The sequence below is a fragment of the Mesorhizobium sp. WSM4842 genome, assembly GCF_055901575.1.
Genome location: NZ_CM148372.1, coordinates 6,175,727 through 6,201,681, shown reverse-complemented (window position 1 = coordinate 6,201,681; position 25,955 = coordinate 6,175,727). Strand labels below are relative to the sequence as shown.

General features: G+C 62.8%; 22 protein-coding genes and 1 pseudogene. 7 read left to right on the top strand and 16 right to left on the bottom strand.

The window, feature by feature from the left end:
- Positions 1 to 4 precede the first annotated feature (4 nt).
- Entirely contained in the window at positions 5 to 736 is a 732-nt protein-coding gene (locus tag AC0NIE_RS30120) for a GltB/FmdC/FwdC-like GXGXG domain-containing protein (RefSeq protein ID WP_473488299.1), read from the bottom strand.
- A gap of 4 nt (positions 737 to 740) precedes the next feature.
- Positions 741 to 1,637, bottom strand: a complete 897-nt coding sequence (locus tag AC0NIE_RS30115; RefSeq protein ID WP_473488298.1) for a class II glutamine amidotransferase — start codon at positions 1,635 to 1,637, stop codon at positions 741 to 743.
- A 135-nt stretch (positions 1,638 to 1,772) separates the two neighbouring features.
- Between AC0NIE_RS30115 and AC0NIE_RS30110 the strand changes: the two genes are divergently transcribed.
- From AC0NIE_RS30110 to AC0NIE_RS30090, 5 genes are all read left to right on the top strand, one after another.
- Entirely contained in the window at positions 1,773 to 1,901 is a 129-nt protein-coding gene (locus AC0NIE_RS30110; RefSeq protein ID WP_473488297.1) for a hypothetical protein, read from the top strand.
- A 188-nt stretch (positions 1,902 to 2,089) separates the two neighbouring features.
- Positions 2,090 to 3,223 (top strand): aminomethyl transferase family protein, encoded by a 1,134-nt coding sequence (locus AC0NIE_RS30105; protein WP_473488296.1) that lies wholly within the window; start codon positions 2,090 to 2,092, stop codon positions 3,221 to 3,223.
- Between the two features lie 14 nt (positions 3,224 to 3,237).
- The gene (locus tag AC0NIE_RS30100) at positions 3,238 to 3,834 is read left to right on the top strand and encodes a dimethylamine monooxygenase subunit DmmA family protein (RefSeq protein WP_473488295.1); all 597 of its coding nucleotides are present in this window, start codon (positions 3,238 to 3,240) and stop codon (positions 3,832 to 3,834) included.
- Positions 3,831 to 4,796: a PDR/VanB family oxidoreductase gene (locus tag AC0NIE_RS30095; RefSeq protein WP_473488294.1), complete on the top strand. Its 966-nt coding sequence runs from the start codon at positions 3,831 to 3,833 to the stop codon at positions 4,794 to 4,796. Before AC0NIE_RS30100 ends, AC0NIE_RS30095 begins: the two co-directional genes overlap by 4 nt.
- Before the next feature lie 10 nt (positions 4,797 to 4,806).
- Positions 4,807 to 5,847: a heme-dependent oxidative N-demethylase family protein gene (locus AC0NIE_RS30090; RefSeq protein ID WP_473488293.1), complete on the top strand. Its 1,041-nt coding sequence runs from the start codon at positions 4,807 to 4,809 to the stop codon at positions 5,845 to 5,847.
- A 174-nt stretch (positions 5,848 to 6,021) separates the two neighbouring features.
- On the opposite strand, the gene AC0NIE_RS30085 is transcribed toward AC0NIE_RS30090, so the two are convergent.
- Positions 6,022 to 6,729, bottom strand: a complete 708-nt coding sequence (locus tag AC0NIE_RS30085; RefSeq protein WP_473488292.1) for a helix-turn-helix domain-containing protein — start codon at positions 6,727 to 6,729, stop codon at positions 6,022 to 6,024.
- A gap of 254 nt (positions 6,730 to 6,983) precedes the next feature.
- On the opposite strand from AC0NIE_RS30085, the gene AC0NIE_RS30080 reads away from it, so the two are divergent.
- A complete protein-coding gene (locus AC0NIE_RS30080) occupies positions 6,984 to 8,342 on the top strand; it encodes an NAD(P)-binding domain-containing protein (protein WP_473488291.1) in 1,359 nt (452 codons plus the stop codon).
- 180 nt (positions 8,343 to 8,522) lie between these two features.
- Here the strand turns inward: AC0NIE_RS30080 and AC0NIE_RS30075 are convergent.
- From AC0NIE_RS30075 to AC0NIE_RS30035, 9 genes and pseudogenes are all read right to left on the bottom strand, one after another.
- Positions 8,523 to 9,550, bottom strand: a pseudogene (locus tag AC0NIE_RS30075) (serine hydrolase domain-containing protein).
- A gap of 61 nt (positions 9,551 to 9,611) precedes the next feature.
- Positions 9,612 to 11,594, bottom strand: coding sequence for an ABC transporter permease (locus AC0NIE_RS30070; protein WP_473488290.1), 1,983 nt, complete (start codon positions 11,592 to 11,594; stop codon positions 9,612 to 9,614).
- On the bottom strand, positions 11,591 to 12,664 hold the full coding sequence (locus tag AC0NIE_RS30065) for a quaternary amine ABC transporter ATP-binding protein (protein ID WP_473488289.1): 1,074 nt from the start codon (positions 12,662 to 12,664) through the stop codon (positions 11,591 to 11,593). The genes AC0NIE_RS30070 and AC0NIE_RS30065 overlap by 4 nt, the downstream gene beginning before the upstream one ends.
- 76 nt (positions 12,665 to 12,740) lie before the next feature.
- A complete protein-coding gene (locus AC0NIE_RS30060; protein ID WP_473488288.1) occupies positions 12,741 to 13,715 on the bottom strand; it encodes an ABC transporter substrate-binding protein in 975 nt (324 codons plus the stop codon).
- A gap of 439 nt (positions 13,716 to 14,154) precedes the next feature.
- Positions 14,155 to 14,940 (bottom strand): SDR family oxidoreductase, encoded by a 786-nt coding sequence (locus AC0NIE_RS30055; protein WP_473488287.1) that lies wholly within the window; start codon positions 14,938 to 14,940, stop codon positions 14,155 to 14,157.
- Positions 14,941 to 14,948: 8 nt separating this feature from the next.
- Positions 14,949 to 15,713 carry an SDR family oxidoreductase gene (locus AC0NIE_RS30050; protein ID WP_473488286.1) on the bottom strand — a complete coding sequence of 255 codons (765 nt, stop codon included), beginning with the start codon at positions 15,711 to 15,713 and terminating at the stop codon, positions 14,949 to 14,951.
- A 146-nt stretch (positions 15,714 to 15,859) separates the two neighbouring features.
- Complete coding sequence (locus tag AC0NIE_RS30045) at positions 15,860 to 17,368, bottom strand: sugar ABC transporter ATP-binding protein (RefSeq protein WP_473488285.1); 1,509 nt, start codon at positions 17,366 to 17,368, stop codon at positions 15,860 to 15,862.
- A 66-nt stretch (positions 17,369 to 17,434) separates the two neighbouring features.
- A complete protein-coding gene (locus AC0NIE_RS30040; protein WP_123146961.1) occupies positions 17,435 to 18,373 on the bottom strand; it encodes a sugar ABC transporter substrate-binding protein in 939 nt (312 codons plus the stop codon).
- A 131-nt stretch (positions 18,374 to 18,504) separates the two neighbouring features.
- Positions 18,505 to 19,515 carry an ABC transporter permease gene (locus tag AC0NIE_RS30035; protein ID WP_473488284.1) on the bottom strand — a complete coding sequence of 337 codons (1,011 nt, stop codon included), beginning with the start codon at positions 19,513 to 19,515 and terminating at the stop codon, positions 18,505 to 18,507.
- 433 nt (positions 19,516 to 19,948) lie between these two features.
- Here AC0NIE_RS30035 and AC0NIE_RS30030 point away from each other — a divergent pair, with 433 nt between their 5' ends.
- Positions 19,949 to 20,911 carry a sugar-binding transcriptional regulator gene (locus AC0NIE_RS30030; protein WP_473488283.1) on the top strand — a complete coding sequence of 321 codons (963 nt, stop codon included), beginning with the start codon at positions 19,949 to 19,951 and terminating at the stop codon, positions 20,909 to 20,911.
- 27 nt (positions 20,912 to 20,938) lie between these two features.
- On the opposite strand, the gene AC0NIE_RS30025 is transcribed toward AC0NIE_RS30030, so the two are convergent.
- The 4 genes from AC0NIE_RS30025 to AC0NIE_RS30010 form a co-directional block, all read right to left on the bottom strand.
- Positions 20,939 to 21,181, bottom strand: a complete 243-nt coding sequence (locus AC0NIE_RS30025; RefSeq protein ID WP_473488282.1) for a hypothetical protein — start codon at positions 21,179 to 21,181, stop codon at positions 20,939 to 20,941.
- 455 nt (positions 21,182 to 21,636) lie between these two features.
- Positions 21,637 to 23,130, bottom strand: a complete 1,494-nt coding sequence (locus tag AC0NIE_RS30020; RefSeq protein WP_473488281.1) for a xylulokinase — start codon at positions 23,128 to 23,130, stop codon at positions 21,637 to 21,639.
- A 20-nt stretch (positions 23,131 to 23,150) separates the two neighbouring features.
- Positions 23,151 to 24,473, bottom strand: a complete 1,323-nt coding sequence (locus AC0NIE_RS30015) for an NAD(P)H-dependent oxidoreductase (protein ID WP_473488280.1) — start codon at positions 24,471 to 24,473, stop codon at positions 23,151 to 23,153.
- A 356-nt stretch (positions 24,474 to 24,829) separates the two neighbouring features.
- Positions 24,830 to 25,936 carry a mandelate racemase/muconate lactonizing enzyme family protein gene (locus AC0NIE_RS30010; RefSeq protein WP_473488279.1) on the bottom strand — a complete coding sequence of 369 codons (1,107 nt, stop codon included), beginning with the start codon at positions 25,934 to 25,936 and terminating at the stop codon, positions 24,830 to 24,832.
- Positions 25,937 to 25,955: the final 19 nt, after the last annotated feature.

Below are 25,955 nucleotides of genomic sequence, written 5' to 3'. Positions count from 1 at the left end.
AGCCTCAATACGCGTCGGCGTTGTCGATGTTGAAGTTGTAGAGCGTGCGCGCCGAGCCGTAACGCGTGAACTCCGCCGCTTTGACGCCGGTCACCCCGGCGCGGTCGAGCAGGCCTTGCAGGAGTTCCAGATGCTGGGGCCGCATCTCCTTGGCGATGCAGTCGGCGCCGAGGCTGCCGACCTTGCCGCGCACGAACAGCCGCGCCTCGTAGATGGAATCGCCGAGCGCATCGCCGGTGTCGCCCAGCACCACCAGATTGCCGGACTGCGCCATGAAGGCCGACATGTGGCCGATATTGCCATGGACGACGATGTCGATGCCCTTCATCGAAATGCCGCAGCGCGACGACGCGTTACCCTCAATGACCAGTAGCCCGCCCCTGCCGGTGGCGCCGGCATATTGGCTGGCGTCGCCTTTGACCGTTATCGAACCCGACATCATGTTTTCGCCGACGCCGGGTCCGGCCGAGCCATGCACGGTGATGGCGCTGCCGTCGTTCATGCCGCCGCAATAATAGCCGACACTGCCGCGGACATCGATGGTGACCGGCTGGTCGACGCCGACGGCGACCGAATGGCTGCCTTTCGGATTGAGCACTTCCCAGGCGGTCTCGTTCGAACCGAGGGTCAAATTATGAAGCGCCTGGTTGAGCTCGCGCAGCGGCATCTCGGCCAGGTCGAAGACCCGTGACGCATGGCTCTGGTCGAGTGCTTTGGAGACGTTGATTGCCGGCATGAACTCAATGCTCCCAGAAATAGACGGTTGCGGGCTCGGGTTCCCAGACCCTCGCATTGTCTATGCCGGGCAGTTTGGTGAGCGCGCGATATTCCGAGCCGAAGGCGACATACTGGTCGGTCTCGGCCATGACGGCAGGCTTGCAGGCGATCGGATCGCGCACCACGCCGAAGCCGTTCTTGGTGCCGACGACGAAGGTGAAGAAGCCGTCGAGGTCGCTCAGCGTGCCTTCCAGCGCCTCGCCGAGATTCTTGCCATGTGCCATCTGCGAGGAGAGATAGGCGGCCGCGACTTCCGTGTCATTCTCGGTTTCGAATTTCATGCCTTCGCGGATCAGCTCGCGACGGACATTGTTGTGATTGGACAGCGAGCCGTTGTGCACCAGGCACTGGTCGGCGCCGGTCGAGAACGGATGCGCGCCCATCGTCGTCACTGCCGATTCCGTCGCCATGCGGGTATGGCCGATGCCGTGCGTGCCGGTCATGCTGCGCACGTCGAAACGGTCGACGACCGCTTCGGGCAAGCCGACTTCCTTGTAGATTTCGACGACGTCGCCGGCACCCATGATGCGGACGTCTGGGCGCAGCGTCTGGATGGCCTCGCGCACTTCATCGATCTTGTCGGGCGGCGTCCTGACGACCGCATGCGTCGATTTCACCGCGATGTTCACCGGCGTTCCGATCGCCCTGGCGAGTTCGGCATCCAGGTTGCGGAAATCGTGCTCCGGCTTTGCCGACTGGATGGTGATCTTGGCCACGTTGCCGGATGGCGCTCCATAGATGGCGATGCCGGCGCTGTCGGGACCGCGATCGCTGAGCGAGATCAGCATCTCCGAAAGCATCGAGCCAAGCCGGGGCTCGAGCGACTTGTCCTTCAAAAACAGTCCGACGATTCCGCACATGTCAGGCTCCCGAGCTGAGGTATGATTTAGGTGCTACCAGCTTCACCAAGCGAATTCAACTCGTATGAAAGTTTTTTTCATCTTGGACAAGTCGCCTGGCGCAAATGACGCGCCAGGGCGACCGGCGGCGACTTAATGGCGATCGATCGCCTTTCTGGTTTCCTCTCCGGTGCGATCCGCAGCCATATCGGCTTCGATTTCAGCGTTCTCGTGGCGCGTCTGGAGGACGTGCCACCCGATCCAGTAGACGAGGCCGATCGTTAGCGCGTTGAGATTCCCTTCCATTGCATGTCCCCTCCGTTCAGTTGCGTTCCTTGCCTCTCAGTAAAACTTTTTGCATGTTAGTATTGCGCGCTTTTGGAGTTTTGAGTCAATATGGCGCGGACCGCCGCCGGGCCTCAGTGCCCTGAAGCGGCGAAACGTCGGCAATCGTGTTGAGGAGAAACAAGTCCATGACCGCATCCTGGAGATTTTCGACCTTGGCGGATCGCCATCGTGCGCTCGGTTCGAAGCTCGAAGACTGGAGCGGGATGGGCACCGCCTGGACCTACGACAAGGACGCCGACGAGGAATACATCGCCATCCGCACCAAGGCCGGGCTGATGGACGTGTCGGGCCTGAAGAAGGTCCACATCACCGGGCCGCATGCCTCGCATCTGATCGACCTGGCGACGACGCGCGACGTGGAAAAGATCTATCCCGGCAAGTCGGCCTATGCCTGCATGCTCAACGAGGCCGGCAAGTTCACCGACGATTGCATCCTCTACCGCACCGGCCCGAATGCCTGGATGGTCGTGCACGGTTCGGGCACCGGCCATGAGGAGTTGCAGCGCGCCGCCATGGGCCGCGATGTCTCGCTGCGTTTCGACGACAATCTGCACGACCTTTCGCTGCAGGGGCCGACATCAGTCGATTATCTGGCAAAGCATGTGCCGGGCATTCGTGACCTCGCCTATTTCCATCACATGCAGACGCGACTATTCGGTTTTCCGGTGATGATCTCGCGCACCGGCTACACCGGCGAACGCGGCTACGAGATCTTCTGCCGTGGCCAGGATGCCGACACGATCTGGGACACAATCCTCGATGAGGGCAAGAGCGCCGGCATTATCCCGTGCCGGTTCACCACGCTCGATATGCTGCGTGTCGAGAGCTACCTCTTGTTCTACCCCTACGACAATTCGCAGAAATATCCGTTCGAGAACGAAGGCCCCGGCGACACGCTGTGGGAACTCGGCCTCGACTTCACCGTCAGCCCCGGCAAGACAGGCTTTCGCGGTGCCGAGGAGCACTACCGCCTCAAGGGCAAGGAGCGGTTCAAGATCTTCGGCGTGCTGCTTGAAGGCAAGGAGCCGGCCGACGAGGGCGCGCCGATCTATCGCGACGGCAAAAAGGTCGGCGTGGTGACCTGCGCCATGTATTCGCCGCTGGTCCAGAAATCGATGGGCATTGCCCGGCTCGACGTGGACTGTGCCGTCCAGGGCACCAGGCTCGAGATCCGCAACCAGAGCGGCGCCATCAGCGCGACGGCTGAGCCGCTTCCGTTCGATGATCCGAAGAAGACCAAGCGCACGGCGAAAGGCTGAGGCATACTGGGAGAATGGCAGCGAAAAGCATCATCAGCCGGCCGGTCTACGGAACCCTGTCGCCGCAACCCGGCAAGCACCATCTTTTCGTGGCGGATGCTGAGGGAGCGCTGGCGATATCAGACCTGGCCGCCAAGGCGCCCGCCGGCTTCTTTGCCGATGCCCACATCATCTTCATCCCAGGCAATGACGGCCATCACGTCGCCGCGCTCGAAGCGCTGAGGCCGGCGCAGTTCTATCAGGGGCCTTCCTTCGCCAGCGCCTTGCCGCGGCTGAAGCAGACCTTGGCCAACGCGCATATGGGCCTGCGCCTCTATCTCGCCGGCACCGAGGGGCTGATCGGCCAGGCCATGCAGGTGGCGCTCGAAGCCGGCATCGACCACACCTCGATCCAGACCGAGCATCGCGGCTCGCTGGCGCGCCGCATCCAATGCGTCCATTGCAAGGGCATCACCGAGAACGTGACGACGCAGCCGGCGACCTGTTCGCATTGCGGCCTGCTTCTCCTGGTACGCGATCACTATTCCAGGCGCCTCGCGGCGTTCCAGGGCGTCTGCATCAATGCGGAAGACCGCAGCGAAATTCCTCCGACGGAGGAGATCTTTCGATGAGCACCGGCACCACCAAGCTTGACGTCGTGGTGAGCGATGTCGTCCCGGTCAACGAATTGGTCACGCGCTTCCATTTCCGCCGGCGCGAGGGGCAGCTTTTGCCGACATTTTCCGGCGGCGCTCATGTCGTCGTCGAAATGCGCGACGGCGAGCGGACCAGGCTGAATCCCTATTCGCTGATGGGCTCGCCGCTCGATACGCGCGAATACACGATCTCGGTGCGCCGCGACGATGTCGGCCGCGGTGGTTCGCTGTTCATGCACAGCAACGTCAGGCCGGGCATGGAGATGGTGATCAGCTATCCGGTCAATCTGTTCTCGCTCGATTTGCGCGCCAGAAAACACCTGATGCTGGCGGGAGGCATCGGCATCACGCCGTTCATGGCGCAGACCGCGCAGCTGGCGGCGCAAGGCGGCAATTTCGAGCTGCACTACACCTGCCGCACCGCATCGCTCGGCACCTATGCCGATGTGCTGAGAGAGCGCTACGACCGCCGGGTCAGGCTCTATCACGACGATCGCGACGAGCGCATCGAGCTCGACCGGCTGCTGTCGTCGCAGCCGCTCGGCACGCATCTCTATGTCTGCGGCCCGTCCGGCATGATCGGCTGGGTGTGCGATCGTGCCGCTGCGCTGGGCTGGCCGGCGGAAACTGTGCATTTCGAGCATTTCGCCGCACCGCAGCCCGGCGCGCCGTTCGACGTGACGCTGGCGGTCAGCGGCAAGACGATCCGCGTTGGCGAGCAGCAGAGCCTGCTCGAGGCCATCGAGGCCGCCGGCGTCGATCCGCCCTATCTCTGCCGCGGCGGCGTCTGCGGCCAGTGCGAAACAAATGTCATCGCGCATGACGGTAAATTCATCCACAACGACCACTGGCTGAGCGAGGAAGAGCACCGATCCTGCAAGAAGATCATGCCTTGCGTGTCGCGCTTCGAGGGCAGGTCGCTGGTGCTGGAAAGATAGGAGGCGGAGCTTGGGCATCACCTTTCGTAACGAAACGTTCCGTAACGATTTTACCTTCAGGAACAGCCCGGAGCACATCAGGCGGTTTCCGTTCCCGTTCCACGAAGACAGCTACATGTATGCGGTCAACATCGAGCCGCATGTTCTGGGGCCGAAGGGCAGCGTGCTCGAAAACCTGATCGACGTTGACGAGCACTATGTCGCCGAAATGCAGGACCGCGCTTTGGTGCTGGCGGAGGACCCGCTGCGCTGCCAGTCGCTGCCGCACATGACGCTGGCCGGCTGGGACCTGCTCGAACTTCTGATGGAACAGCAGGCGCTGGGCTATCCCGAGCATTTCACGCTGACGCGCGATGGCGACAGATGGCGCTGGATAAACCGGCCGCTCGGCATCGACGACACCTTCACCTTCGGTGACGTGTCGACGCTGCCCTATGGGCCGATGGAATACATCACGCGGCAATCACAAGGCGATTTCTGCATCCTCGACCAGCGCGACGGCAATCTGTGGATGGACGCCGGCATGGTCACCACCCAGGCCGACTGGTCGCTCGATTTCGACATCGGCATGAATTTCTTCGAGTGGCACGCGCCGGTGCCGCTGGCGCATGAGAGGGGCATATTCGTCCGGGCGCTGAAATTCCTCACCAACATCCAGCAAGGCAAGCCGGCGCGGCGGCTGAACTGGACGATGACCATCAATCCGCGCCTCGACACCAGCCCGGAAAACTATCACAAATGGGGTCCGGACCGGGCGACGGTGACGCCCGAAAACGTCGGTGACAAGGTCCATCTGCGCGTCGAATTGCAGAGCTTCTGGCGGCTGCCGCGCTCGAACGGCGTCGTCTTCCCGATCCGCTGCTATCTGATCAAGATGGACGAACTGGTGACGCAGCCGAAATGGGCGCGGCGCCTGCACCGCGTCATCCGTGACCTTCCCGAAGAACTCGCCAATTACAAGGGCTTGACGCGCTATCGGCGGACGCTGGTCGAGTGGCTGTCGAAGCTCGACGACGGCAGCCCGACAAGCCCAGGATTTGGGCCGGACTAAAGCAAGGTCCCCCTCATCCGGCCGCTTCGCGGCCACCTTCTCCCCGCTGGGGAGAAGAGAGGTAGGCGCCGGCGCTGCCGGTCTCCTCTCCCCTCGGGGAGAGGTCGGATTGCCCCGAATTGCCCTTCGCAATTCGGTTGGTAATCCGGGTGAGGGGGTCTGCTTGCGTCCCGCTCACCCCGCACTACTCTGCGGATAGCAGATGATCGAGAGATAGCGCATCGGCAGGGCTGTCAGCACTTCCGGTCCGTGCGGCGCATCGGCGTCGAAGAACAGGCTGTCGCCGGGCTTCATCGGATAGAGGTTGTTGCCGTGGCGGTAGGTAACCTCGCCTTCAAGCATGTAGAGGAACTCTATGCCTTCGTGCTGGAAGGTCGGAAACACATCGGAATCTTCGGTCAGCGTGATCAGATAAGGCTCGACGACGACGCCGCTGGTGTTGGAGCCGATATGGCCTAGCAGATTGTACTGGTGGCCGGCACGCGTGCCGCGCCGCTCGACGTCGAGGCCTTCGCCGGCCTTGACGAAGACGGCGCTGCGCTCTTCCTCGAAGCGGCGGAAGAAGGCGGTGACCGGAACGCCGAGCGCCCGCGACAACGCCTGCAAAGTGGTCAGCGACGGCGAGGTGATGCCGTTTTCGATCTTCGACAGCATGCCAAGCGAAATGTCGGTGGCAGCCGCAAGATCGGCGACGGTGATGCCGAGTTTTTTGCGAAACGCCCGCACCTCGCGGCCGATCGCCACCTCCAGGACTTTTTCGCGAGTGTCGCGAACAGCGTGCGGGTCCTGGGTCAGTGGCGTCCGGATCGTTGCCACGCCCTTCGGCGATGGCTTGGCCTTGGCGGCTGCCCCATTCCTGAAATTGGAAGCTTTTTTCGCCATGTCGCCACCCCGTTCTGCAGATTTATTTCACTCACGGTGAACATATTCAGTGCGGATACAGAGCGCAACTGCGACAGCAAGCCACTTTATGTCGAATGGCGTGCTCTCCGGGTTTCCGCCATCAGCGGTTTTGCTGAAAATCCAATCTGCTGAAACGTGGTTTCAGCAGAAGGCCTGTTGACAGCATCGAATGGGCAATTACTGTCCTGTCAGTGAAATTTGTTTCGTTAGAGAAATGAACCGGGAGGCCCGCAATGAAAAGTCGTGTTGCCGTCATCGGAGCCGGACCTTCCGGCATGGCCCAGCTTCGAGCCTTCAAGTCGGCGGCCGACAAGGGTGCTGACATTCCGGAAATCGTCTGCTTCGAAAAGCAGTCCGACTGGGGCGGCCTGTGGAATTACACCTGGCGCACCGGCCTCGACGAGCATGGCGACCCGGTGCATGGCTCGATGTACCGCTACCTTTGGTCGAACGGACCGAAGGAATGCCTCGAATTCGCCGACTACACGTTTGAGGAGCACTTTGGCCGGCCGATCGGCTCCTACCCGCCGCGCGCGGTGCTGTGGGACTATATCAAGGGCCGCGTCGAAAAATCCGACGTGCGCAAATGGGTGCGCTTCAACAGCCCGGTGCGCATGGTGACCTTCTCCGACGCGACGAAAAAGTTCACCGTCACCGCGCATGACCGCACCAACGACGTCACCTATTCCGAAGAGTTCGACAACGTCGTTGTTGCCTCGGGGCATTTTTCCGTACCCAATGTTCCCTATTTCGAGGGTTTTTCGAGCTTCAATGGCCGCATCCTGCACAGCCATGATTTCCGCGACGCAATGGAATTCAAGGACAAGGACATCCTGATCATCGGCCGCTCCTATTCGGCCGAGGATATCGGCTCGCAATGCTACAAATACGGCGCCAAATCGATCACCTCCAGCTACCGCTCGAAGCCGATGGGCTTCAAATGGCCTGACAACTGGCAGGAAGTGCCGCTGCTGCAGAAGGTCGTCGGCAAGACCGCGCATTTCAAGGACGGCAGCACCAGGGATGTCGACGCCATCATCCTGTGCACGGGCTACCTCCATTCATTCCCGTTCCTCACCGAGGATCTGAAGCTCAAGACCGCCAACCGCATGTGGCCGGACGGGCTCTATGAGGGCGTCGTCTGGGAGAAGAACCCGCAGCTGTCCTATATCGGCATGCAGGACCAATTCTACACCTTCAACATGTTCGACGCGCAGGCCTGGTTCGCGCGCGACGTCATCATGGGCCGCATCGAACTGCCCTCGGCAGAAGTGATGGCGGAACATGGCAGGAGATGGCGGGCGCGCGAGGAAACGCTGGAAGACGCCGAGCAGATGATCTGGTTCCAGGGCGACTACACCAAGGAGTTGATGGAGCAGACCGATTATCCGGGATTCGACGTCGAGGCGACAAATCAGACCTTCATGGAATGGGAGCACCACAAGGCGCACGACATCATGAGCTTCCGCGACCACGCCTACCGCTCGCTGATGACCGGCACGATGGCGCCGTTGCACCACACGGCCTGGCTGCAGGCGATGGACGATTCGATGGAATCCTATCTGGAAGTGAAAGGGGTGGCGGCGGAGTAGCGGCTTCCTCGCCGCACCGGGCTGCATGACAGCCTGCCCAGCTTGCAACCCATCGAACCCGTCAATCCTCTGTGCAGAGGGTCTAAAGCGCGTCGCGTTTGGATGGATTCATGCGACGCGCCTTAAGTTCTTTTTTATGCATGTCATTATCGCAAAACCGCTGCGCTTGCGCGACATGCATTACTTGCTGTGAGCCTCGCGCACGTCTTTCATCGCCTCAATGATCCGCTCGAGCAGGGCATGGAGATCGTCGCGGTGGCCGCTGCGGCCGGCAGGGCCGTTTTCATCGGATGTCATGACCACGGTCAACGCGCGCCCGGGCACAACGTAGACCATCTGCCCGCCATACCCCCACCCGTAGAAGACCGCTTCGCCCGCGATCTGACGCATGAACCAACCATAACCATAACCGTCACCGGTGAAACGGGAGGCGGTGCGTGGCTGCCAGGAGAGCTTGATCCAATCGGCCGGCACGAGCTGCCGTCCTCCGCGGCTCATCCCGCCGCTGCGGTAGAGCTCGCCAAAGGCGAGCAGCGAGCGCGGGCTCATGGCCATCTGGTTGCCGCCGAGATAGATGCCCTGTGGGTCGCGGTCCCAGGCGACGATGGAAAAGCCCTCCTGCGGCCCCAGCCATTCGCGCGCCAGTTCCAGCGTTGAGCGGCCGGTCCGGCGCGTCAGGATCGCCGAAAGGAGATGGGTCGAGCCGGTGGAATAGAGCATGGTACCGCCCGGTTCGTCGTCGAAGGGCAAGGCGAGCGCTGCCCGCACCCAGTTATCGCTTGCCACCCAGCGCGCCCGTAGTTTGGGCCGGAGGTCCGACCCAGCCCTGCCTGCATGGAAAGCAGATGACCGATCGTAACCTGCTGGAGCCGCGGATCCCCGTCGGCGGGCAGGTCGCCCTGAAGAAGCGGAGCGATCTTCTGGTCAGGGCCTTGGAGCACGCCCTTGTCGATGGCGATGCCGACGAGCGCGGAGATGATCGACTTGGAGGCGGATTTTATGTTGGCAGGACGTGCCGGAGAGTAGCCGCGATAGCCACGCTCCGCCACCACCGCGCCCTCATGCGCGATGGCAACCGTGCGCAGCGGCGTCAGGCGCTCGGCCTCATCAAAGAGCTTTTCAAGCCGCTCCTCCAGGCCGTCCGCAGCGTGAGCAGCGACGGAAAGCATGAGGAGAAAGGCTAGAATCACGGTGGGACGCTTCAGCATGAAGCCAGCTTGGGATGCATTTTGGGCAAGACGAAGGTGGGACGCGCGATGTATTTTCCAGCTATCCCAGCCTTGCCCGTGCCTTCGCCGTCCAGGCGTTGAACAGCCGGTCGGCGACGATGCCGATGAAGGCGATGGCCAGGCCGGCGACGATGCCGCGGCCCGAATCGGCCTTGGACAGCGCGATGAACACCTCCTGGCCGAGATCGCGGGTGCCGACCATGGCGCAGATGATGATCATCGCGAGCGCCATCAGGATCGTCTGGTTGACGCCAAGCATGATCTCGGGCAACGCCAGCGGCAGCTGCACGCGCAGGAACGTCTGGCGCTTGGTGCAGCCCGACACCTTTGCCGCCTCGATCAGCGCCGGCGGCACCTGCCTGAGGCCGTGATTGGTGTAGCGGATGGCCGGCACCACGGCGAAGGCGACGGTCGCGATCATCGCCGTCACGTCGCCGACGCGAAACAGCATCACCACCGGGATGATGAAGCAGAACGACGGCAGCACCTGCAGCGTGTCGATGACCGGCGTGACGATCTTCTCGACACGATCGCTGCGCGATGCCATCAGCCCGATCGGGATGCCGATCAGGCAGGCGATGAAGGCCGAGATGCCGCAGAGGTAGACCGTCGCCATGGTCTTTTCCCAGAGACCGGTTACCGCGCAGAAGACGGTCAGCGCGGCGACCAGGGCGGCGAGGCGCAGGCCGCCGAGCTGGTAGCCGGCAAGGCCAAGCAGAAACACCGCGCCCAGCCACGGGAAGCCCTCGCAGAAGGCGCGCACCGGGTTCAGCACATTGAGGATCAGCGCCACGCGGAACGCTTCGATCGTGTCGAAGAAGTTGATCGTGATCCAGCTCACTGCTGTCTTCCACATCGGCGCGGTGGTGAAGGTGATCGCCTTCGGCACTGCGGCGAAGGCCGGCACGAACAGACCTAGCAGTGTCGTGACGGCAAGGATGGCGATGGCCAGCGTCAGGTTGGGGTAGCGCCGCCAGAAGCTCGGACTGACCATTTGATAGACATGACCTTGCGCGTGATTGCGCGCGATCGCCTGGCTCAGCCGGTCGAGCGCGATCGCCAATGCCACGATGGCGAGGCCGGCTTCCATGGCCTCGCCGACCTTTAGCGCGCGCAGCGCCAGCAGCACGTCGTAACCGAGGCCGCCGGCGCCGATCATCGAAGCGATGATCACCATATTGAGCGCCAGCATGATGACCTGGTTGACGCCTACCATCAGCGTTGGACGCGCCGACGGCAACAGCACGCGCCACAGTTTCTGGCGTGCCGTGCAGCCGGCCATCTCGCTGAAATCGTCGATTTCGGACGGCACCCGCGACAGCCCCAGCATCGTCGCGCGCACCATCGGCGGCGTGGCGAAAATGGCCGTCGCGATCATCGCCGAAACCGGGCTGTTGCCGAAGAGCAGAAGCATCGGGATCAGATACGCGAAGGTCGGGATGGTCTGCATCAGATCGAGGGCAGGGGAGATCAAAAGCCTCTCCGCCCATGGCTTGCGCCACGCCCAGATGCCGACGAACAATCCGGTGACGATGCAGAACGGCACGGCAATCGAGATCAGCCCCAGCGTCAGCATGGCGCTGGTCCATTGGCCGAACAGTGCGATGTAGAGAAAACAGCCGCCGACCAGCGCGCCGAGCTTCCAGCCACCGGCGGCGCGTCCGGCCAGGAATGCAGCGATGCAGACGCCGACCCAGGACAGGCGCGGCAGGACGATCAAGTCCGCGCCATGGCCGATCTTGAAATTCTTGGCAAGCAGATTGAGCGCAAAATCGAGCGGCACGCTGAGTGCCACGGTGATCGACCGCGTCAGCCAGGAGAAGTTCGACTTTATCAGGTTCATCAGAGCGCTGACCCAGTCGGCGACGGGAACGATTGCGCCAGCCGGATAGTTGACGGCCCAGAGCAGCCTGTCCTGCAGCAGGAATACGGCAAGCACGGCGGCAAGGGCGCAGGCCCAAGCCACCAGCCAGATCTGAACCGGCCGCGATCTCGCCTCGCTGGTGCTTGCCGTCACCGTCATGCGCCGGCCCCGGGACGTTCGATGCCTGCCAGAAGATCGATCACGGCTTGCGGAGTGACTTCGCCGATCGGCTTGCCGCTGCCGTTGACCACCGCGAACGGCTTGCCGGCCGAGACGATGCTTGCCGAAAAACTTGATATCTTGGCATCCGGCGCGACCATGCCGCCATGTTCGGTGCCGTCGCAGGCGCGCATCAGGCTTCGCGCCGAGATCACCTTGGCGCGGTCGACGTCACGGGTGAATTCAGCGACATAGTCGGTCGCCGGATTGACCACCAGCTCTTCGGGCGTGCCGATCTGGATGACCTCGCCGTCCTTCATGATGGCGATGCGGTCGGCCAGCCGGATGGCCTCGTCGAAATCATGGGTGATGAAGACGATGGTCTTGTGCAGCATGGTCTGCAGCCGCATCAGCTCGTCCTGCATCTCGCGGCGGATCAGCGGATCGAGCGCCGAGAACGGCTCGTCGAGAAACCAGATCTCCGGCTTGGTGGCGAGGCTGCGGGCGATGCCGACACGCTGCTGCTGGCCGCCGGAAAGCTCACGCGGATAGAAATGCTCACGGCCGCGCAGGCCGACGAGCTCGATCACTTCCAGCGCGCGCTTCTCGCGCGTCGGCCGGTCCTGTCCCTGGATGCCCAAGGGAAAGGCGATGTTCTCCAGCACGTTCAGATGCGGCAGCAGGGCGAAATTCTGGAACACCATGCCCATGCGGTGGCGTCGCAGCTCGATCAGCGCGGCATCTGAGATCTTGAGGAGATCCTTGCCCTCGAACTCGACCTTGCCATGGGTCGGCTCGACCAGCCGCGACATGCAGCGCACCAGCGTCGATTTGCCGGAGCCGGACAGGCCCATGATGATGAAGATCTCGCCCTGGCGGATTTCGAGGTCGACGGCGCGCACCGCGCCGACCAGCCCGGCCGCGGCGACGTCCGCCATGCTGGCCTTGCCGTCGCGCTGGCGGATGAAATTGGCCGCGTTCGCGCCGAACAGCTTCCAGACGTTGCGGCAGGCGAGCTTTATCGGGCGGGCATCTGCCGCTTGCGGCACCTGTTCAGTCGTATCGGCCATGCAATTGTCCTTCTGGAATATGGGATAGAGACCCGGCCACAAGGGGCCGGGTCTCGCAGTTTTCCAGTTGGAACGATCACTCGGCCCAGGCTTTCCAGTCGGCTTCGTGGGCGGCGATCCAGGCGGCGGCGACGTCTTCCGGCGTCTTGCCTTCGAGATCGATCTCGCCGCTCATCTTGTTGAGCTCGTCGGTGTCGACCGTGTAATTCTTCGCGACCTTGTAGGCGACCGGCCATTTGTCCTTCATGCCGGCCCAGGAATATTTCCAGATCTCGCCATGCGGCTTGCCGCAGTCATATTTCGCTTCAGGGTTCACACCCCATTTCGGGTCGTTGTAGCACTCCGGCGTGTAATCGGGGAATTCGACCCATTCGCCCTTATATTTGGCCGGCGCCCAATGTGGCGAATAGACCCACAGCATGATCGGCGCCTTGCGCTGATAGGCCGAATCCAGTTCGGCGAACATCGCCGCATCGGTGCCGGCATGGATGACGGTGAAGGGCAGCTTCAGTGCCGTGGCACGCTCGTCGTCAAAACCTTCCCACGTCACGGGGCCGCCGAGATAGCGGCCGTTCGGCGCCGTTTCCGCCGTCGAGAAGGCTTCGGCGCATTTCGGGTCCTTCAGCGCCTCCCAGTTCGGCAGGCCCGGGCATTTCTCCTTCATGTATTCGGGATACCACCATTCTTCCTTGGCCTTGGGCCCGAGCGCACCGAGGCGTTCGGTCTGGCCGGTCGCATCCGAGGCCTTCATGGCTTCGCCGGCCGTCGTGTCCCAGAATTCCAGCGCGACAGTGAGATCGCCATTGGTAAGTCCGGTGGTCAGGCTGGAGAGATAGTCGGCGGTCGGGTACTCGACCGTGTATCCGAGCTTTTCCAGAATGCCGCCGAGGATCTTTGCGTTCAGATTGACGCTGGTCCAGTCGAACAGCGCGATCTTGATCGGGTCGTTGGATTCTGGCGCCGCAGCCTGAGCCGAAGGCGTCAGCACACTTGCCGCGGCAAGCGCAAAAGCTCCCATTGATAATCTGGATATCATACTCCGAAGTGACATGCCTGTTCTCCTGTCAAGCTCTGGTGGAAGTTATTGTTCGTTCCCTTCTTGCGTCTTTTTTGATTGTGTTGGAAAAGCTGATCGTTGCGCAAGGCCATTGGCACCAAATTGCTGTCGGCGCTAAAGTCGCCGCAGACGCAATGATGCCCAATTCGACGAAGTTGTCGTGCGGAACGGGACCGCGTCATGGCTGCCGTGCTGCCGAAGGAGTGATCTGCGGATCGATCGCCGGTCTTGCGGCGCCCTTAAGCTTGCGAGCCATCAAGTTCCCATGATGTCGGCTGCCGGCAGTCGCCGAAGCCATTTTCATGGGATGAAATTATATATACCAACGTTCATGTCGCGCAACGATTAACGCGGCGCGGTTCGCGCAATTCGGCTGCAGTTTCGCCGCCTGCCGATTATATCAGCAGATTGACGCGTGAACCTGCCCCATTGCTCACGACATGATCAGGCCGCCATCGACATTGATGGTCTGACCGGTGATGTAGGCGGCGTCGCTGCTGGCCAGAAAACTGACCAGGCCGGAAACGTCCTCGCCGCTGCCGGCGCGGCCCATCGGGATGTTCTTCACCCATTCGGCCATCAACTCGCCGGGCTTGTAATCGCCCATCAGCTTGCCCCATGCCGCGTCGTTATAGGCCCACATGTCGGTGTCGATGATGCCGGGACAGATCGCGTTGACGGTGATCTTCTCCTTAGCAACCTCCTTGGCGAGGCTCTGAGTGATGCCGACGACGCCGAATTTCGAGGCGGCATAGTGCGGCGTGTAGATGAAGCCCTGTCGCGCCTGGCCGGATGCGGTGTTGATCAGCCTGCCGCCGTCGCCATGTTTGCGGATGCGCGCGATCGCCTCCTGGCAGCACAGGAACACGCCCTTGGTGTTGACCGCCATTACCTTGTCCCATTCGGCCTCGGTCATCGCCTCGATCCTGGCGATGGTGATGACGCCGGCATTCTGTACGGAGATGTCGACGCGGCCGAACTGCTGTTCGGCCAGATCGTATAGGGCGGCGACCTCGTCCTTCTTGGTCACGTCCATGCGCAGCGATGCGACCTTGGCGCCTTCCGCCTTCAGTCCGGCGGCGATCTCGTCGACGCGCGCGTCGATGGCGCTGACGACGACAGCCGCGCCCTCAGCCGCGAAGCGCCTGGCCATGGCCGCGCCAATGCCGCCGCTGGCGCCGGTGATGACCGCCGTCTTTCCCTCGAACCGCTTCTGCATTTTTTCTCCTACCAGCAGACGAAGCCGCCATCGACGATCAGGTCGATGCCGGTGACGAAACTGGAGGCGCGGCTGGCCAGGAACACGGTCGGGCCGACCATCTCTTCCGGCGCCGCCATGCGCCCCATCGGCGTATCGCGCTCGAAGATCCTGACCTGGTCGGCGACCTCCGGCCGCTTGTTCATCGGCGTCAGCGTATAGCCGGGGCTGACGACGTTGACCCGCAAGCCGCGATCGGCCCATTCCATGGCAAGGCTCTTCGACATGTGGATGACGGCGGCCTTGGATGAATTGTAATGCGCCTGGGTCAGGCCGCGATTGACGATCGAGCCCGACATCGAGGCGATGTTGATGATCGAGCCCTTGCGCCGCGTCAGCATCGTGCGCGCTTCGGCCTGGCAGGACAGGAACACGCCGTTGACATTGACGTCGTAAAGCTTCTGCCATTTCTCCAGCGACAATGTCTCGGCCGGCTCGGCCGCGGCAACGCCGGCATTGTTGACGGCGATGGTCAGCGCGCTGAGTTCCTTCTCCGTGCGTTCGATCGCCGCCGCGAGATCGGCCTCTGAAGTCACCGTGCCGGTCAGCACCAGTGCCTTGCGGCCAAGAGCCGAGATCCTGTGCGCGGTTTCGTCCAGCCCGCCTTTCGAGGCATGGCCGAAACAGGCGATGTCGGCGCCGGCCTCGGCCAGGCCGATGGCGATTGCTTGGCCGATGCCGCTGCCGGCGCCGGTAACGAGGGCAACGTCCCCATGAAGATCGAATAGTTTCATCGAAATGTTTCCTGTTGAGCCGCCGGTGCTGCCCTGGGAAGGAAGGGGCGCCAGTCCTAGCTGGCGCCCCGCGCGGTCCGGTGCTTGGGAGGGTATCACCTGCTGCGCTTTATTCCGATTCCCCGGTTTCGCTCCGTTAAGCTGTCCTAGCTTGTGGCGAGTTCCATGACGGCGACGTTGTTCGCTTCCCTGCGGTCGAGAATGCCGCGCTGGCGGCCACGGCTCAGCACCAGCACGCGATGCGACAGGCCGAGCACTTCCTCGAGGTCGGAACTTACCACCACCACCGCCATGCCGGAGCGGGCGAGGTCGGCGATGACATCATAGATCGCGGCACGGGCGCCGACATCGATGCCGCGTGTCGGCTCGTCCAGGATGAACACCTTGGGCGGCCGTGAAATCCATTTGGCGATGATCACCTTCTGCTGATTGCCGCCGGAAAGCTTGCTGATCGCCTGGTCAGGCCGGCCCTTGACGCCAAGCCGGCCAATGCCGGCCTCGGCGAATTTCTGTACCGCCTTCGGAAACACCCAGCCATTCGGCGCGACATGGTCGAAATTGCCGATCGCCAGATTCTCGCCGATCGTCTGGTCGAGCACCACGCCTTGCGCCTTGCGGTCTTCCGGCACCAGCACGACGCCGGCCTTGATCGCCGCCGCTGGGTCATTGAGGTGCACCGGTTTGCCGGCGACACGCACCGAGCCGGACGAAATCGGATCGGCGCCGGCAATCGCCCGCACCAGCTCCGTGCGGCCGGCGCCGATCAGTCCGGCGATGCCGAGGATTTCACCGGCCCGCACCGAAAAGCTGACATTCTGGAAGCTGCGTTCCGGCGAGGACAGGTTCTCGACTTCGAGCAGCGCCTCATCGCCTGGCACCGACAACGGCGGGAACATCCGCTCGACGCTGCGGCCGACCATCTGCTCGACCACGGTGCGCACCGGAATGTCGGCGCGCTCGTGCCGGGCGACGATGCGCCCGTCGCGCATCACCACCACGCGGTCGGCGATCTCAGCGATCTCGTCCAGCCGGTGGCTGATATAGATGAAGGACATGCCTTCCGCCTTGAGCTTGCGGATCTGCTGGAACAACAGTTCCGTTTCCTCGCTGCCAAGCGCTGCTGTCGGTTCGTCGAAGATCAGAAGCTCGGCATTGAGCGTCAGCGCCTTGGCAATCTCGACCTGCTGCTGGGCGGCGATGCGCAGCGTGCGCACCTTGCGTTCCGGCGAGACATCGAGGCCTAGCCGCTTCAACTGCGCCGATGCCCGTGCATTCATTGCCGCGCGATCGATGCGGCCGCCGCGCATCGGCAGGCGTCCGACATAGACGTTCTCGGCGACCGACAGATCCGGCAGCAGCTTCAGTTCCTGATGGATCATTCCGACGCCGGCGTCGATGGCGGCGGCGGGAGAGGCGGGGGAATAGGGCTTCCCCCGCCATGTGATGGTGCCGGCATCGGATTTGGTCGACCCGGCGATGATGTTCGAAACGGTGGACTTGCCTGCGCCATTTTCGCCAAGCAGCGCCACGACCTCGCCCGGCCGCACCTCGAAGCTTGCATCGGCCAGGACCTGGACCGGTCCGTAGCTCTTGCAGAGGCCGTTGACGAAGAGCCCCAGATGCGGTGTCTGCGTGTGGCTGGGATCCAAGGACATCGTTCCGCTCGTTAACCGTCAGAAATGCTTGGGATCAGGGATGCCTGATATTATGGATGCCTGATATTAGGGATGCTTGGCGATGAACTGATCGACATTGTCCTTGGTGGTCAGCGTCGCGTCCTGCAGCTGTTCTGCGGGAACGGTTTCGCCGGCCACCAGCTTGATCGCCGCATCGACGGAAAGCCGGCCCATGCCTTGTGTCTGCTGCGTCGCGGTTACGTCAAAAACGCCGCCCTTCAGAGCCTTGAGCGCCGCCACGTCGCCGTCGAAGCCGGCAACCCAGACCTTGTGGCCGGGATTGGCGACCTTGACCGCCTGCGCAGCACCGAGCGCCAGCGCGTCGGCCTGGCCGATGACGATCGATACGTCGGGATGGGACTGCAGCAGGTCCTGCGTCAGCTTGAAACCTTCGTCCTGATGCCAGCCTTCGCTCCATAGCTCGCCGACCACCTTGATGTCGGGATAGGCGCTCAGCGCTTCGCCGCAGCCCTTCGACCGGTCGACCTCGGGCGTCGTGCCTTTCTGGCCATGGATGATGATCAGCTCGCCCTTGCCGCCGGCCTGCTTGGCGATGTAGTCGCATACCGCCTTGGCCGACGCCACGCTGTTGGTGGCGATGAAGGTGTCGCCGGGTGCGCCTTCAGCGTTGCGGTCGACATTGATGACCGGGATGCCGGCCGCCTTGGCCGTCTTGGTCGGCACGGTGGCGGCGGTGGCGCCGGCCGGGATGTAGATCAGCGCATCGATGTTCTGCGTGATCAGATCCTGCACCTGGCTGACCTGGGTCGCCGAATCGCCCTTGGCGTCGACGGTGACGATTTCGATGCCCTTTTCCTTGCCATAGGCTTCGACGGACTGCTTGATCTGGTTGAAGAAGTCGGCCTGCAGATTGGCGACGGCAAGCCCAAGCTTCTTGGCCTCCTTGGCCGACGCCATGTCGGACAATCCGAGCAGCGGAATGACGGCCGCGGCAGCAAGCAGCAATGAACGTTTGGTCAGCATGTGTTTCCTCCGTTGATGTTCAATCTGTCCCGCCGGCGCATCACGGCGCCCCTTGGCCGAACAACTCCCAGTTTCGGATCACCGATCCGTTTTCGCCCGGACATCCGGGTGAATCTCATTGCGCCCAATCTTCATTGTGCTCTGCGCCGCCATGTATCCGTGGCCACCGCCAGTGCGATCACGACGCCGATCACCACCTGCTGGACGAAGGGCGACACGCCGAGCAGGTTCAGCCCGTTGCGCAGCACGCCGATGATCAGCACGCCGATCGCGGTGCCGCCGATCGAGCCGATGCCGCCTGACAGGCTGGCGCCGCCGATCACCACCGCGGCGATCGTGTCCAGTTCGTAGCCGAAGCCGGAGCTCGGCTGGACGGAATCGAGCCGTGCCGCAAGCACGATGCCGGCGAGCCCGGCCAGCACACCGCAGATCGCGTAGACCCAGTTGGTCAGCGACTTGACCGGTATGCCGGACAGCCGCGCGACTTCGGCGCTGCCGCCGATCGCGTAGAGGCTGCGGCCGGTCGCGCGGTAGTTCAGGAAGATCGCGAAGATGATGGCCAGCACGATCATCAAGCCGACGGTGACCGACAGGAAGCCGAAATGCCGGATAATCGACAGGCTGGTGAACCAGTCGGGAAAGCCGATGATCTGCGAGCCGTCGGTGATCATGTTGGCGAGACCGCGCGCCACCGACATCATGGCCAGCGTGGCGATGAAGGGCGGCAGCTTGGTGACGGTCACGAGCAGGCCTGAAACCAGCCCGCAGAGTCCAGCAACGACAAGCGCTGTGACGATGCCGGCGGGCATGCCGAGATTGAGATGGTCAGGATGGGCGACGAACCCCATCACCATGGCGGCGAGCGCCAGCACGGAGCCGACGGAAAGATCGATGCCGCCGATCAGGATGACCAACGTCATGCCGATCGCCATGATGCCGAGCACGGTGACCTGGTCGAGCACGTTGAGGATGTTGCGGACGGTCAGGAACGTGTCGGTGGTCAGCGACAGCGCAAGGCACAGCAGTACCAGCCCGATCAGCGGTCCCAAGGTTCCGGCGAACAGGGCCGAAAGCTTCGTGCCCGCCGCGGCCTGCGCACTTGGGCCGGCCTTCAACTCGCTTGCACCGTTGCTCAGAGCCATCTTGTCTCCTCCATCAGCGATCCGGCGATGCGTCGTCGGCTCACTCTTGCTCACCAGGCACTTCCCTGTGAACAATTTATCTTTGATATGCAATTTTGTTCAGCTAAACTGTTCGTCGGAAAATTGTCAAGGCCCGCCGCATCATTCCACGCCGGTTTGCGCCGCCAGCCGGTTTGCCTTACGAAAGGGCATGAAATGCCGCGTTTCAGGTCCGCTCTCATCCTGCGACTTCGTTTCGTCTGCTTGAGCAGGCCGGGACGGCCAAGACAAAGTAAATGTTGACCATTTTGGCTTTCATCTCGCGTTGTAGACGATATCCTGTCGATGTCTTAAACCTTGAATCCTGGGCATGCAGATCGATTTCGTGGCGCTTGGTCGGATACGCCATTTGAATGGCATTTAAGGATTCGGACGACCGCGTGAGGGCAAAAAGATGGCGATGATAGAGAATGACAGGGCCTCGCGCTTCCCGGATGCCGAGCTGAAGGCCCGTGCCGCATGGCACTATTATGTCGAGGGGCTGACGCAGGAGAGGATTTCGGAGATCCTCGGCATCGGCCGCATCAAGGTGCATCGCATCCTCTCCGCCGCGCGCGAGGAGGGCGTCGTCCAGTTCCGCATCCGCGACAGCGTCGTCGAATGCTTGGTGCTGGAAGAGGCCTTGAAGCAGCGTTTCGGGCTCAGCCAGGCCATTGTGGTGCCGTCGGCCGCTGACCGAAGCAATGCGCCGCTGATGATCGGCCATGCCGCGGGCGCCTATCTGGCCGACAATGTGAATGCCGGCGATGTCATCGCACTGGGCTGGGGGCGGACGCTGAAATTCGCCATCAATGAATTGCCGCGGCGGCCGATCGCCAGGACCACGGTGGTCTCCATGCTGGGCGGCCTCACCCATGCCCAGCCGCTCAACCCGACCGAGAGCGCCTGGGAATTCGCCGAAAAGATCGGCGCCGAGTGCTTCCTGCTGCCGGTACCGGTCTATGCCGACAGGCCGGAGCAGCGCGAAGCCTTCATGAGCCAACGCAGCGTTCAGGACGTCGTCTTCCGCGCGCGCCGGGCAAACATCGCCGTGCTCAGCGTCGGATCATTTTCCAATGACAGTCCGATCGCCAATTACGGCTTCATCAAGCCCAGCGAACTCGAGGAGCTGCAGACGGCCGGCGCTGTTGGCGATATTTTGTGCCATTTCGTTGACGCCGAGGGCAGGCTCGTCGACCATGAGGTCAATCGTCGGGTCTGCGCCTATCCGCTGCAGGACCTGTCGGACATCCCGGCCATCATCCTGGTTTCGGGAGGGCAGGAAAAAATCGCGATCATGCGGGCGGCGCTCGCCAACACCAAAGTATCGGTTCTGATCACCGACGAGGATGCCGCCAAGGGCCTGCTCAACCGCTGAGTTTTGCGCGCCTAGGACAGAGGCAGCTCAAAATTCACAGGGCTTGGGGCGGCTGTCATATGACCAGTCGGCGAGAGCCACTGGCTTGAATTCTCCTTCGATCGGTCTGCCGTCATCCAGTTCTTGCGAGGCGATGCCTTTGCCGGTGAGATAGTTGATGTCGCAACTGCCCAGCGTTGTTTCCACGTCGCCATCGGACGTCTGGACGTTCCAGTCCCAGTACCGGCTATAGCCGGCGACCAGGAATTTGCCGCCGCGATGGACGACCATGAGGGTCTCCGCCCATGATTTGTTGGCTCCGCAGCCGAAACAGGAGGTGACGCTCAGCGATCCTTTGCGCTTGCTTTCGAGCTCAAGAACTCGGCCCTCCGTAAGCGCCCTCTTGATGAAAGCCGGCTTGCGCGAAGGATCGAGCTTTCATCGCCGGCAGCCAGATAGATGTAAAGGTCCGCTTGCCCACTGTCGGGATCCTGCACCATTACGGCCCGATCCATCTGCCCATCATCATCGATGTCGAGCGCAACCTCGAGCGGCGCCTCGGCCGCGGGCCCGTTCTCCGCGAGCGAGGACATTGGAATTGCCGCAACGGCGACAATCCAAGACAAGGCCGCATGATGAAACGCCGTCTTCATGAGCAATCCAATGCCCCCGGAATCGAGCATTGGAATCTAACATTGGCTGGACAAGACGCAAAATCAAAGACGCCAGACGTCTAGGTCGTGAATTCACGCCGTCGCGTTGCCGAGCCGCACGTGGATAGCGCGCGTCGCCTGATAGAGGTCGCGGTAGATCGCCTTGCGCGTGCGGTAACCGGAGACCAGATCGCCGACGGGGTCGACGTGCCTGGTCGGCGGCACGGCCATAGCCTCGGCCGCCGTTTCGGGCGAGGCAAACCATCCGACGGCCGAAGCCGCCAGCATGGCGGCGCCGAGTGCTGCGGCTTCGTTGACCGGTGAGACGGAGAGCGGCCGCTCGAGCACGCTTGCCATGATCCGCATCAGCAGCACCGAATTGGTGCCGCCGCCGGCGGCGATCATCGCCGCCGGTTTGCCGCCGGCTTGAGTTTCCATTGCCTCGCTGGCGATGGCCTGCTCGAAGGCGATGCCTTCCAGAACCGCTCGAAAAAGGTGCTTCGGCTCATGGTCGAGCGACAGGCCGACAATGGCGCCGCGCGCCGCGCCGTCCCAATAGGGGCTCATGACGCCGGCCCAATACGGCATGACAAGCAGTCCCTCGCTGCCGGCGGCAACGTCCACCGCCGCCTTCTCCAGCGCTGCGGCCGACGGCGAGCCGGTGGTGCGAACGATCCAGTCGACCAGTTGCATGCCGGAGCGCAGTACGGTCTCCAGCATGAACCCCGAGCCGGTGGGCGACACCAGCGTTCGAAACGCGTCCGACGTCGCCATCCCATGGGAATAACAGCCGCTGACGACGCCTGAACCGAGCGAAAGGTAGCTTTTGCCTTCGCCATAGACGCCCATGCCGAGTCCCATCGCCTGGCCGTCGCCGGCGCCGGCGACAACAGGCGTGCCGGGCTTCAGGCCGGTCAGCCTGGCCACGCTTTCACTAAGCCTGCCGCAGATCGCGCCGGGCGCGACCAGTTGCGGCAACTGGTCCGGCCGCAGTCCTGCGGCCTCGACGAGCTCAGGGTGCCAAGTGCCATTCTTGATGTCGAGCAGCCCGAGCGGATCCGCACTTGCCGTGCTGGTGACCAGACTTCCGGTCAGCCGGTGGACGAAGAAGCCGTGCACGTCGACAAGTGCGGCTGCGTCGTCGAGCGCTTGCGGCTGGTGTTCGGCAAGCCAGGCGATCGCATAGAGCGCGGGCGTCGGGTCCGGCGGCTTGCCGCTCCAGTCGCGGATCGCCTCGCGGCCGAGTTCAGCTGAAAGCCTGATGACTTGCGGACGGGCGCGCTCGTCCAGCCACAGGATCGCGGGAATAAGCGGCTTGCCGGCATGATCAATCAGCGTAAAGGTCTCGCGCTGGTGGGCGATGGAGATCGCCGCCACCCGCGCAGCGCCAACCGCCTCAGTGACCTGCTTCAAGGCGCCGAGCAGCGCGGTCCACCAATGTTCGGCATCCTGCTCGAAATGGCCGGGCTTGGGATTTGAAAGCGGATAGGCTTCGCGCGCCTGGAACAGCTCCTTGCCGTCGCGCGTGAAGGCAATCGCTTTCACGGCCGTGGTCGAGGCGTCGATCCCGATTACGACATCGTCCATCAGGCGGAAATCCAGCGGATTTAGGCGGCGTTCGTAACGAACCGTCCGTCCGACTGGTCGAGACGACGGCGGATCTGGGTTATCACCATCGAATCGTCGGGTACACAATTTTCATAGGTGAGGAAATCGCCTGTCTTGACCGGTTTGACCACCTTGGCGCGTTCGGCGAGGCCGAGCGGCAGGGCGCCACGGGCGCGTGCGTCTTCCCAGGTCATGGCGAAGCCGCGATAGTCGTTCTCGCCGATCATGCCCAGCGACTGGCCAAGGCCAAGGTCGCTCTTGGCAACCGCCACCGCCTCGGCGACTGGATGGTCGAGCGGCTCCATGTCGGCGCGCTTGTAGACCACGGCGCGCGCCGCCGACAGCGGCACTTCCAGGCTGGTCAGGTGGTAGGGGCGGAAGATCGTGAAATACGGCCCCTTGCCGACCTTGAGGTCGATCATGCGCTCCAGCACCCGTGGATGCCTGGTCTCGATGATGCAAAACACGCCGGGCGCCACGCCCTTGCCGATCGAATAGTCGACCACGCCCTTGCGGTGCAGCACGCCGCCATCCTCGCGCGGGCAGAGCACGCCGGCGAGCTCCTCCAGAGTCGCGGTCGGGCCGTGCATGCCGGGCACGTCGGGCACCAGGCCGGTGGCGTTGGCGATCGCCACCATCTCGATCGCCGTCTTCGAGCCGTCGACGAATTCGACCAGCATGCGCGCATTCATGTTGCGCTCGGCCGCCTCCTTCTCGTAGTCGGCCGGCATGGCGTCGATCTTCAGCGGATTGTTCTTGCCCTTGCCGGCGGCGATGATGTTGAAGCCGAGGCTCTTGGCAAAGCCGATGATCTCCAGCGTGCAGGCCGGCTCGTCGCCGGCGGCACCCGTATAGACGACGCCGGCCTTGCGCGCCTCTTCCTTGAGGAAGCGGCCGATGGTGATGTCGGCCTCGACATTGAGCATGACGATGTGCTTGCCGTTCTTCATCACTTCGAGTGCAAACAGCGTACCGATATTGGGATTGCCTGTCGCGTCGATGATGACGTCGATGCGGCCGGCGGACGCCAGCGCATGCAGGTCTTCGGTCACCGCGATCTTGCCGGCCTCGATGGCGCGGTCGATCGCCGCTGCATTGCCGGCCTGCACGATATCCGAGCGGTCGTGGCCGGCGAGCAGCGCTGCGTCGATCGCCGCCTGCGGCCTGACCTCGGAAATGGCGCCGATCCGCATGCCCGGCATCAACGCCACCTGGACGACGATGTCGGTGCCCATCTGCCCGGCACCGGCAAGCCCGATGGTGATCGGTCCCTGCTTTTCAGCGCGCTGCAAAAGTTCCGCTGCAAATTGCGGATGGGCCATGTCGCTTCCTCCAGTTCCTGACGCGCCGCAGCGTCGAAGTCATCATTTTGAACATTCCTATTTCCAAATGAAAAATATTTCAACCTGCAATTCGGCAGCCGTCCCCCAACATTCTGTGATTTCAATTTGTGCGCCCTTGGCATGCGACTTGGCTGCGCGGTCAGCTAGGGAGCAGAGAAGAAGGCGTGATCTTTAGTCTAGAATGCAGACGGCGATGACCGAGACATCGCTTCTCGCAAGCGAGCAAGTGCGGCGATAAGTTGTTCCATGGCCGTTCAGCTGCCGCTGCGCCAATCGCTAGCGACGAAGCCGCGCAACAGATAGCGCCAGCGGCATGCTCGGCGCACGCCAGTATCTCAGCTGCCGACCTCGAAGAAGGGCGCGCCAAGCAGGTCGGGAACAACGTCGATGCCGAGGCCCGGCCCGTCCGGAATGCCCATTCGGTTTCCCGAAACCGGCGGCTTGTTCGATGCGGTGCGCACCGTCACCCATTCGTGGAAGGCAATGGCGTGCAGCCGGCGCTCCTCCGGCGTCGACAGTGACAGATGCGCCATGGCTGATGTGTCGATCTCGGCGCCGCCGGTGTCCTCGACGGTGATCATGAAACCAAGATCGACGGCAAGGTCGCGGATCTGCCGCGTCTTGGTCACGCCGCCAAGCCGCGAGATTTTCAGCGTCAGCCCGTCGGCCGCGCCTTTGCGGTGGATGTCGAGCATGTCGTCCAGCGAGGCGACGGATTCGTCGAGCACCATCGGCTTGTCGAGCGAGCGGCGCACTGACATGCATTCGTCGATCGTGGTGCAGGGCTGCTCGAATGTGTAGTCGATGGCGCGCGTCGCGTCAGTGAACTGGCGCGCCTGATAGTGCGTCCAGCCGGCATTGGCGTCGCAGAAGATCACCGTGCCCTTCGGCACCGAAGCGGCGACCGCGGTGACGCGCTCGATATCGTCATGGACGTTGCCGCCGACCTTTACCTGCAGCCGGTGGAACCCGTCATTGACGATGCGCTTGGCCAGTGCGGCCATCGCATCGACCGTGCCATGGGTGACGACCTTGTAGAGCTCCGCCGTCTCGCTCTCGCGCCCGCCGAGCAGCGTGACCAGCGGCACGTCGGCGGCGCGTGCCGCGAGATCCGAGCATGCCATGTCCAGCGCCGACTTGATGTAGGGGTGGCCCTTGAACACCGTGTCCATCAGCCTGCCGATACTGGCCATCGCGCGAGGATCGTGGCCGAGCAGATGCGGTGCAATTTCGATGACGCCGGCGCGAACGCCGGCCGCGAATGCCGGCGAGTAGAAATTGCCGAGCGGCGCCATCTCGCCCCAGCCGGTGAGACCGCTGTCGGAGGTGATGGCGACGATCACCGCGTCGAACGCGTCGGCGACACGCCCTTTCGACATACGGTAGGGCCCGTCCACGAAGGGTTGCACGACATGATAGGCCTTGATGGTTTTGATCTGCACGTTCTCTGTCCGTTGTCTG

Bases quoted from the DNA above. Each gene is read 5' to 3' on its own strand.
- AC0NIE_RS30115 (WP_473488298.1), bottom strand. From the start codon at position 1,637: ATGTGCGGAATCGTCGGACTGTTTTTGAAGGACAAGTCGCTCGAGCCC.
- AC0NIE_RS30045 (WP_473488285.1), bottom strand. From the start codon at position 17,368: ATGTCCTTGGATCCCAGCCACACGCAGACACCGCATCTGGGGCTCTTC.
- AC0NIE_RS30110 (WP_473488297.1), top strand. From the start codon at position 1,773: ATGGCGATCGATCGCCTTTCTGGTTTCCTCTCCGGTGCGATCCGCAGC.
- AC0NIE_RS30055 (WP_473488287.1), bottom strand. From the start codon at position 14,940: ATGCAGAAGCGGTTCGAGGGAAAGACGGCGGTCATCACCGGCGCCAGC.
- AC0NIE_RS30095 (WP_473488294.1), top strand. From the start codon at position 3,831: ATGAGCACCGGCACCACCAAGCTTGACGTCGTGGTGAGCGATGTCGTC.
- AC0NIE_RS30060 (WP_473488288.1), bottom strand. From the start codon at position 13,715: ATGTCACTTCGGAGTATGATATCCAGATTATCAATGGGAGCTTTTGCG.
- AC0NIE_RS30015 (WP_473488280.1), bottom strand. From the start codon at position 24,473: ATGGCCCATCCGCAATTTGCAGCGGAACTTTTGCAGCGCGCTGAAAAG.
- AC0NIE_RS30035 (WP_473488284.1), bottom strand. From the start codon at position 19,515: ATGGCTCTGAGCAACGGTGCAAGCGAGTTGAAGGCCGGCCCAAGTGCG.
- AC0NIE_RS30065 (WP_473488289.1), bottom strand. From the start codon at position 12,664: ATGGCCGATACGACTGAACAGGTGCCGCAAGCGGCAGATGCCCGCCCG.
- AC0NIE_RS30030 (WP_473488283.1), top strand. From the start codon at position 19,949: ATGGCGATGATAGAGAATGACAGGGCCTCGCGCTTCCCGGATGCCGAG.
- AC0NIE_RS30120 (WP_473488299.1), bottom strand. From the start codon at position 736: ATGCCGGCAATCAACGTCTCCAAAGCACTCGACCAGAGCCATGCGTCA.
- AC0NIE_RS30105 (WP_473488296.1), top strand. From the start codon at position 2,090: ATGACCGCATCCTGGAGATTTTCGACCTTGGCGGATCGCCATCGTGCG.
- AC0NIE_RS30085 (WP_473488292.1), bottom strand. From the start codon at position 6,729: ATGGCGAAAAAAGCTTCCAATTTCAGGAATGGGGCAGCCGCCAAGGCC.
- AC0NIE_RS30020 (WP_473488281.1), bottom strand. From the start codon at position 23,130: ATGGACGATGTCGTAATCGGGATCGACGCCTCGACCACGGCCGTGAAA.
- AC0NIE_RS30100 (WP_473488295.1), top strand. From the start codon at position 3,238: ATGGCAGCGAAAAGCATCATCAGCCGGCCGGTCTACGGAACCCTGTCG.
- AC0NIE_RS30050 (WP_473488286.1), bottom strand. From the start codon at position 15,713: ATGAAACTATTCGATCTTCATGGGGACGTTGCCCTCGTTACCGGCGCC.
- AC0NIE_RS30080 (WP_473488291.1), top strand. From the start codon at position 6,984: ATGAAAAGTCGTGTTGCCGTCATCGGAGCCGGACCTTCCGGCATGGCC.
- AC0NIE_RS30025 (WP_473488282.1), bottom strand. From the start codon at position 21,181: ATGGTCGTCCATCGCGGCGGCAAATTCCTGGTCGCCGGCTATAGCCGG.
- AC0NIE_RS30040 (WP_123146961.1), bottom strand. From the start codon at position 18,373: ATGCTGACCAAACGTTCATTGCTGCTTGCTGCCGCGGCCGTCATTCCG.
- AC0NIE_RS30070 (WP_473488290.1), bottom strand. From the start codon at position 11,594: ATGACGGTGACGGCAAGCACCAGCGAGGCGAGATCGCGGCCGGTTCAG.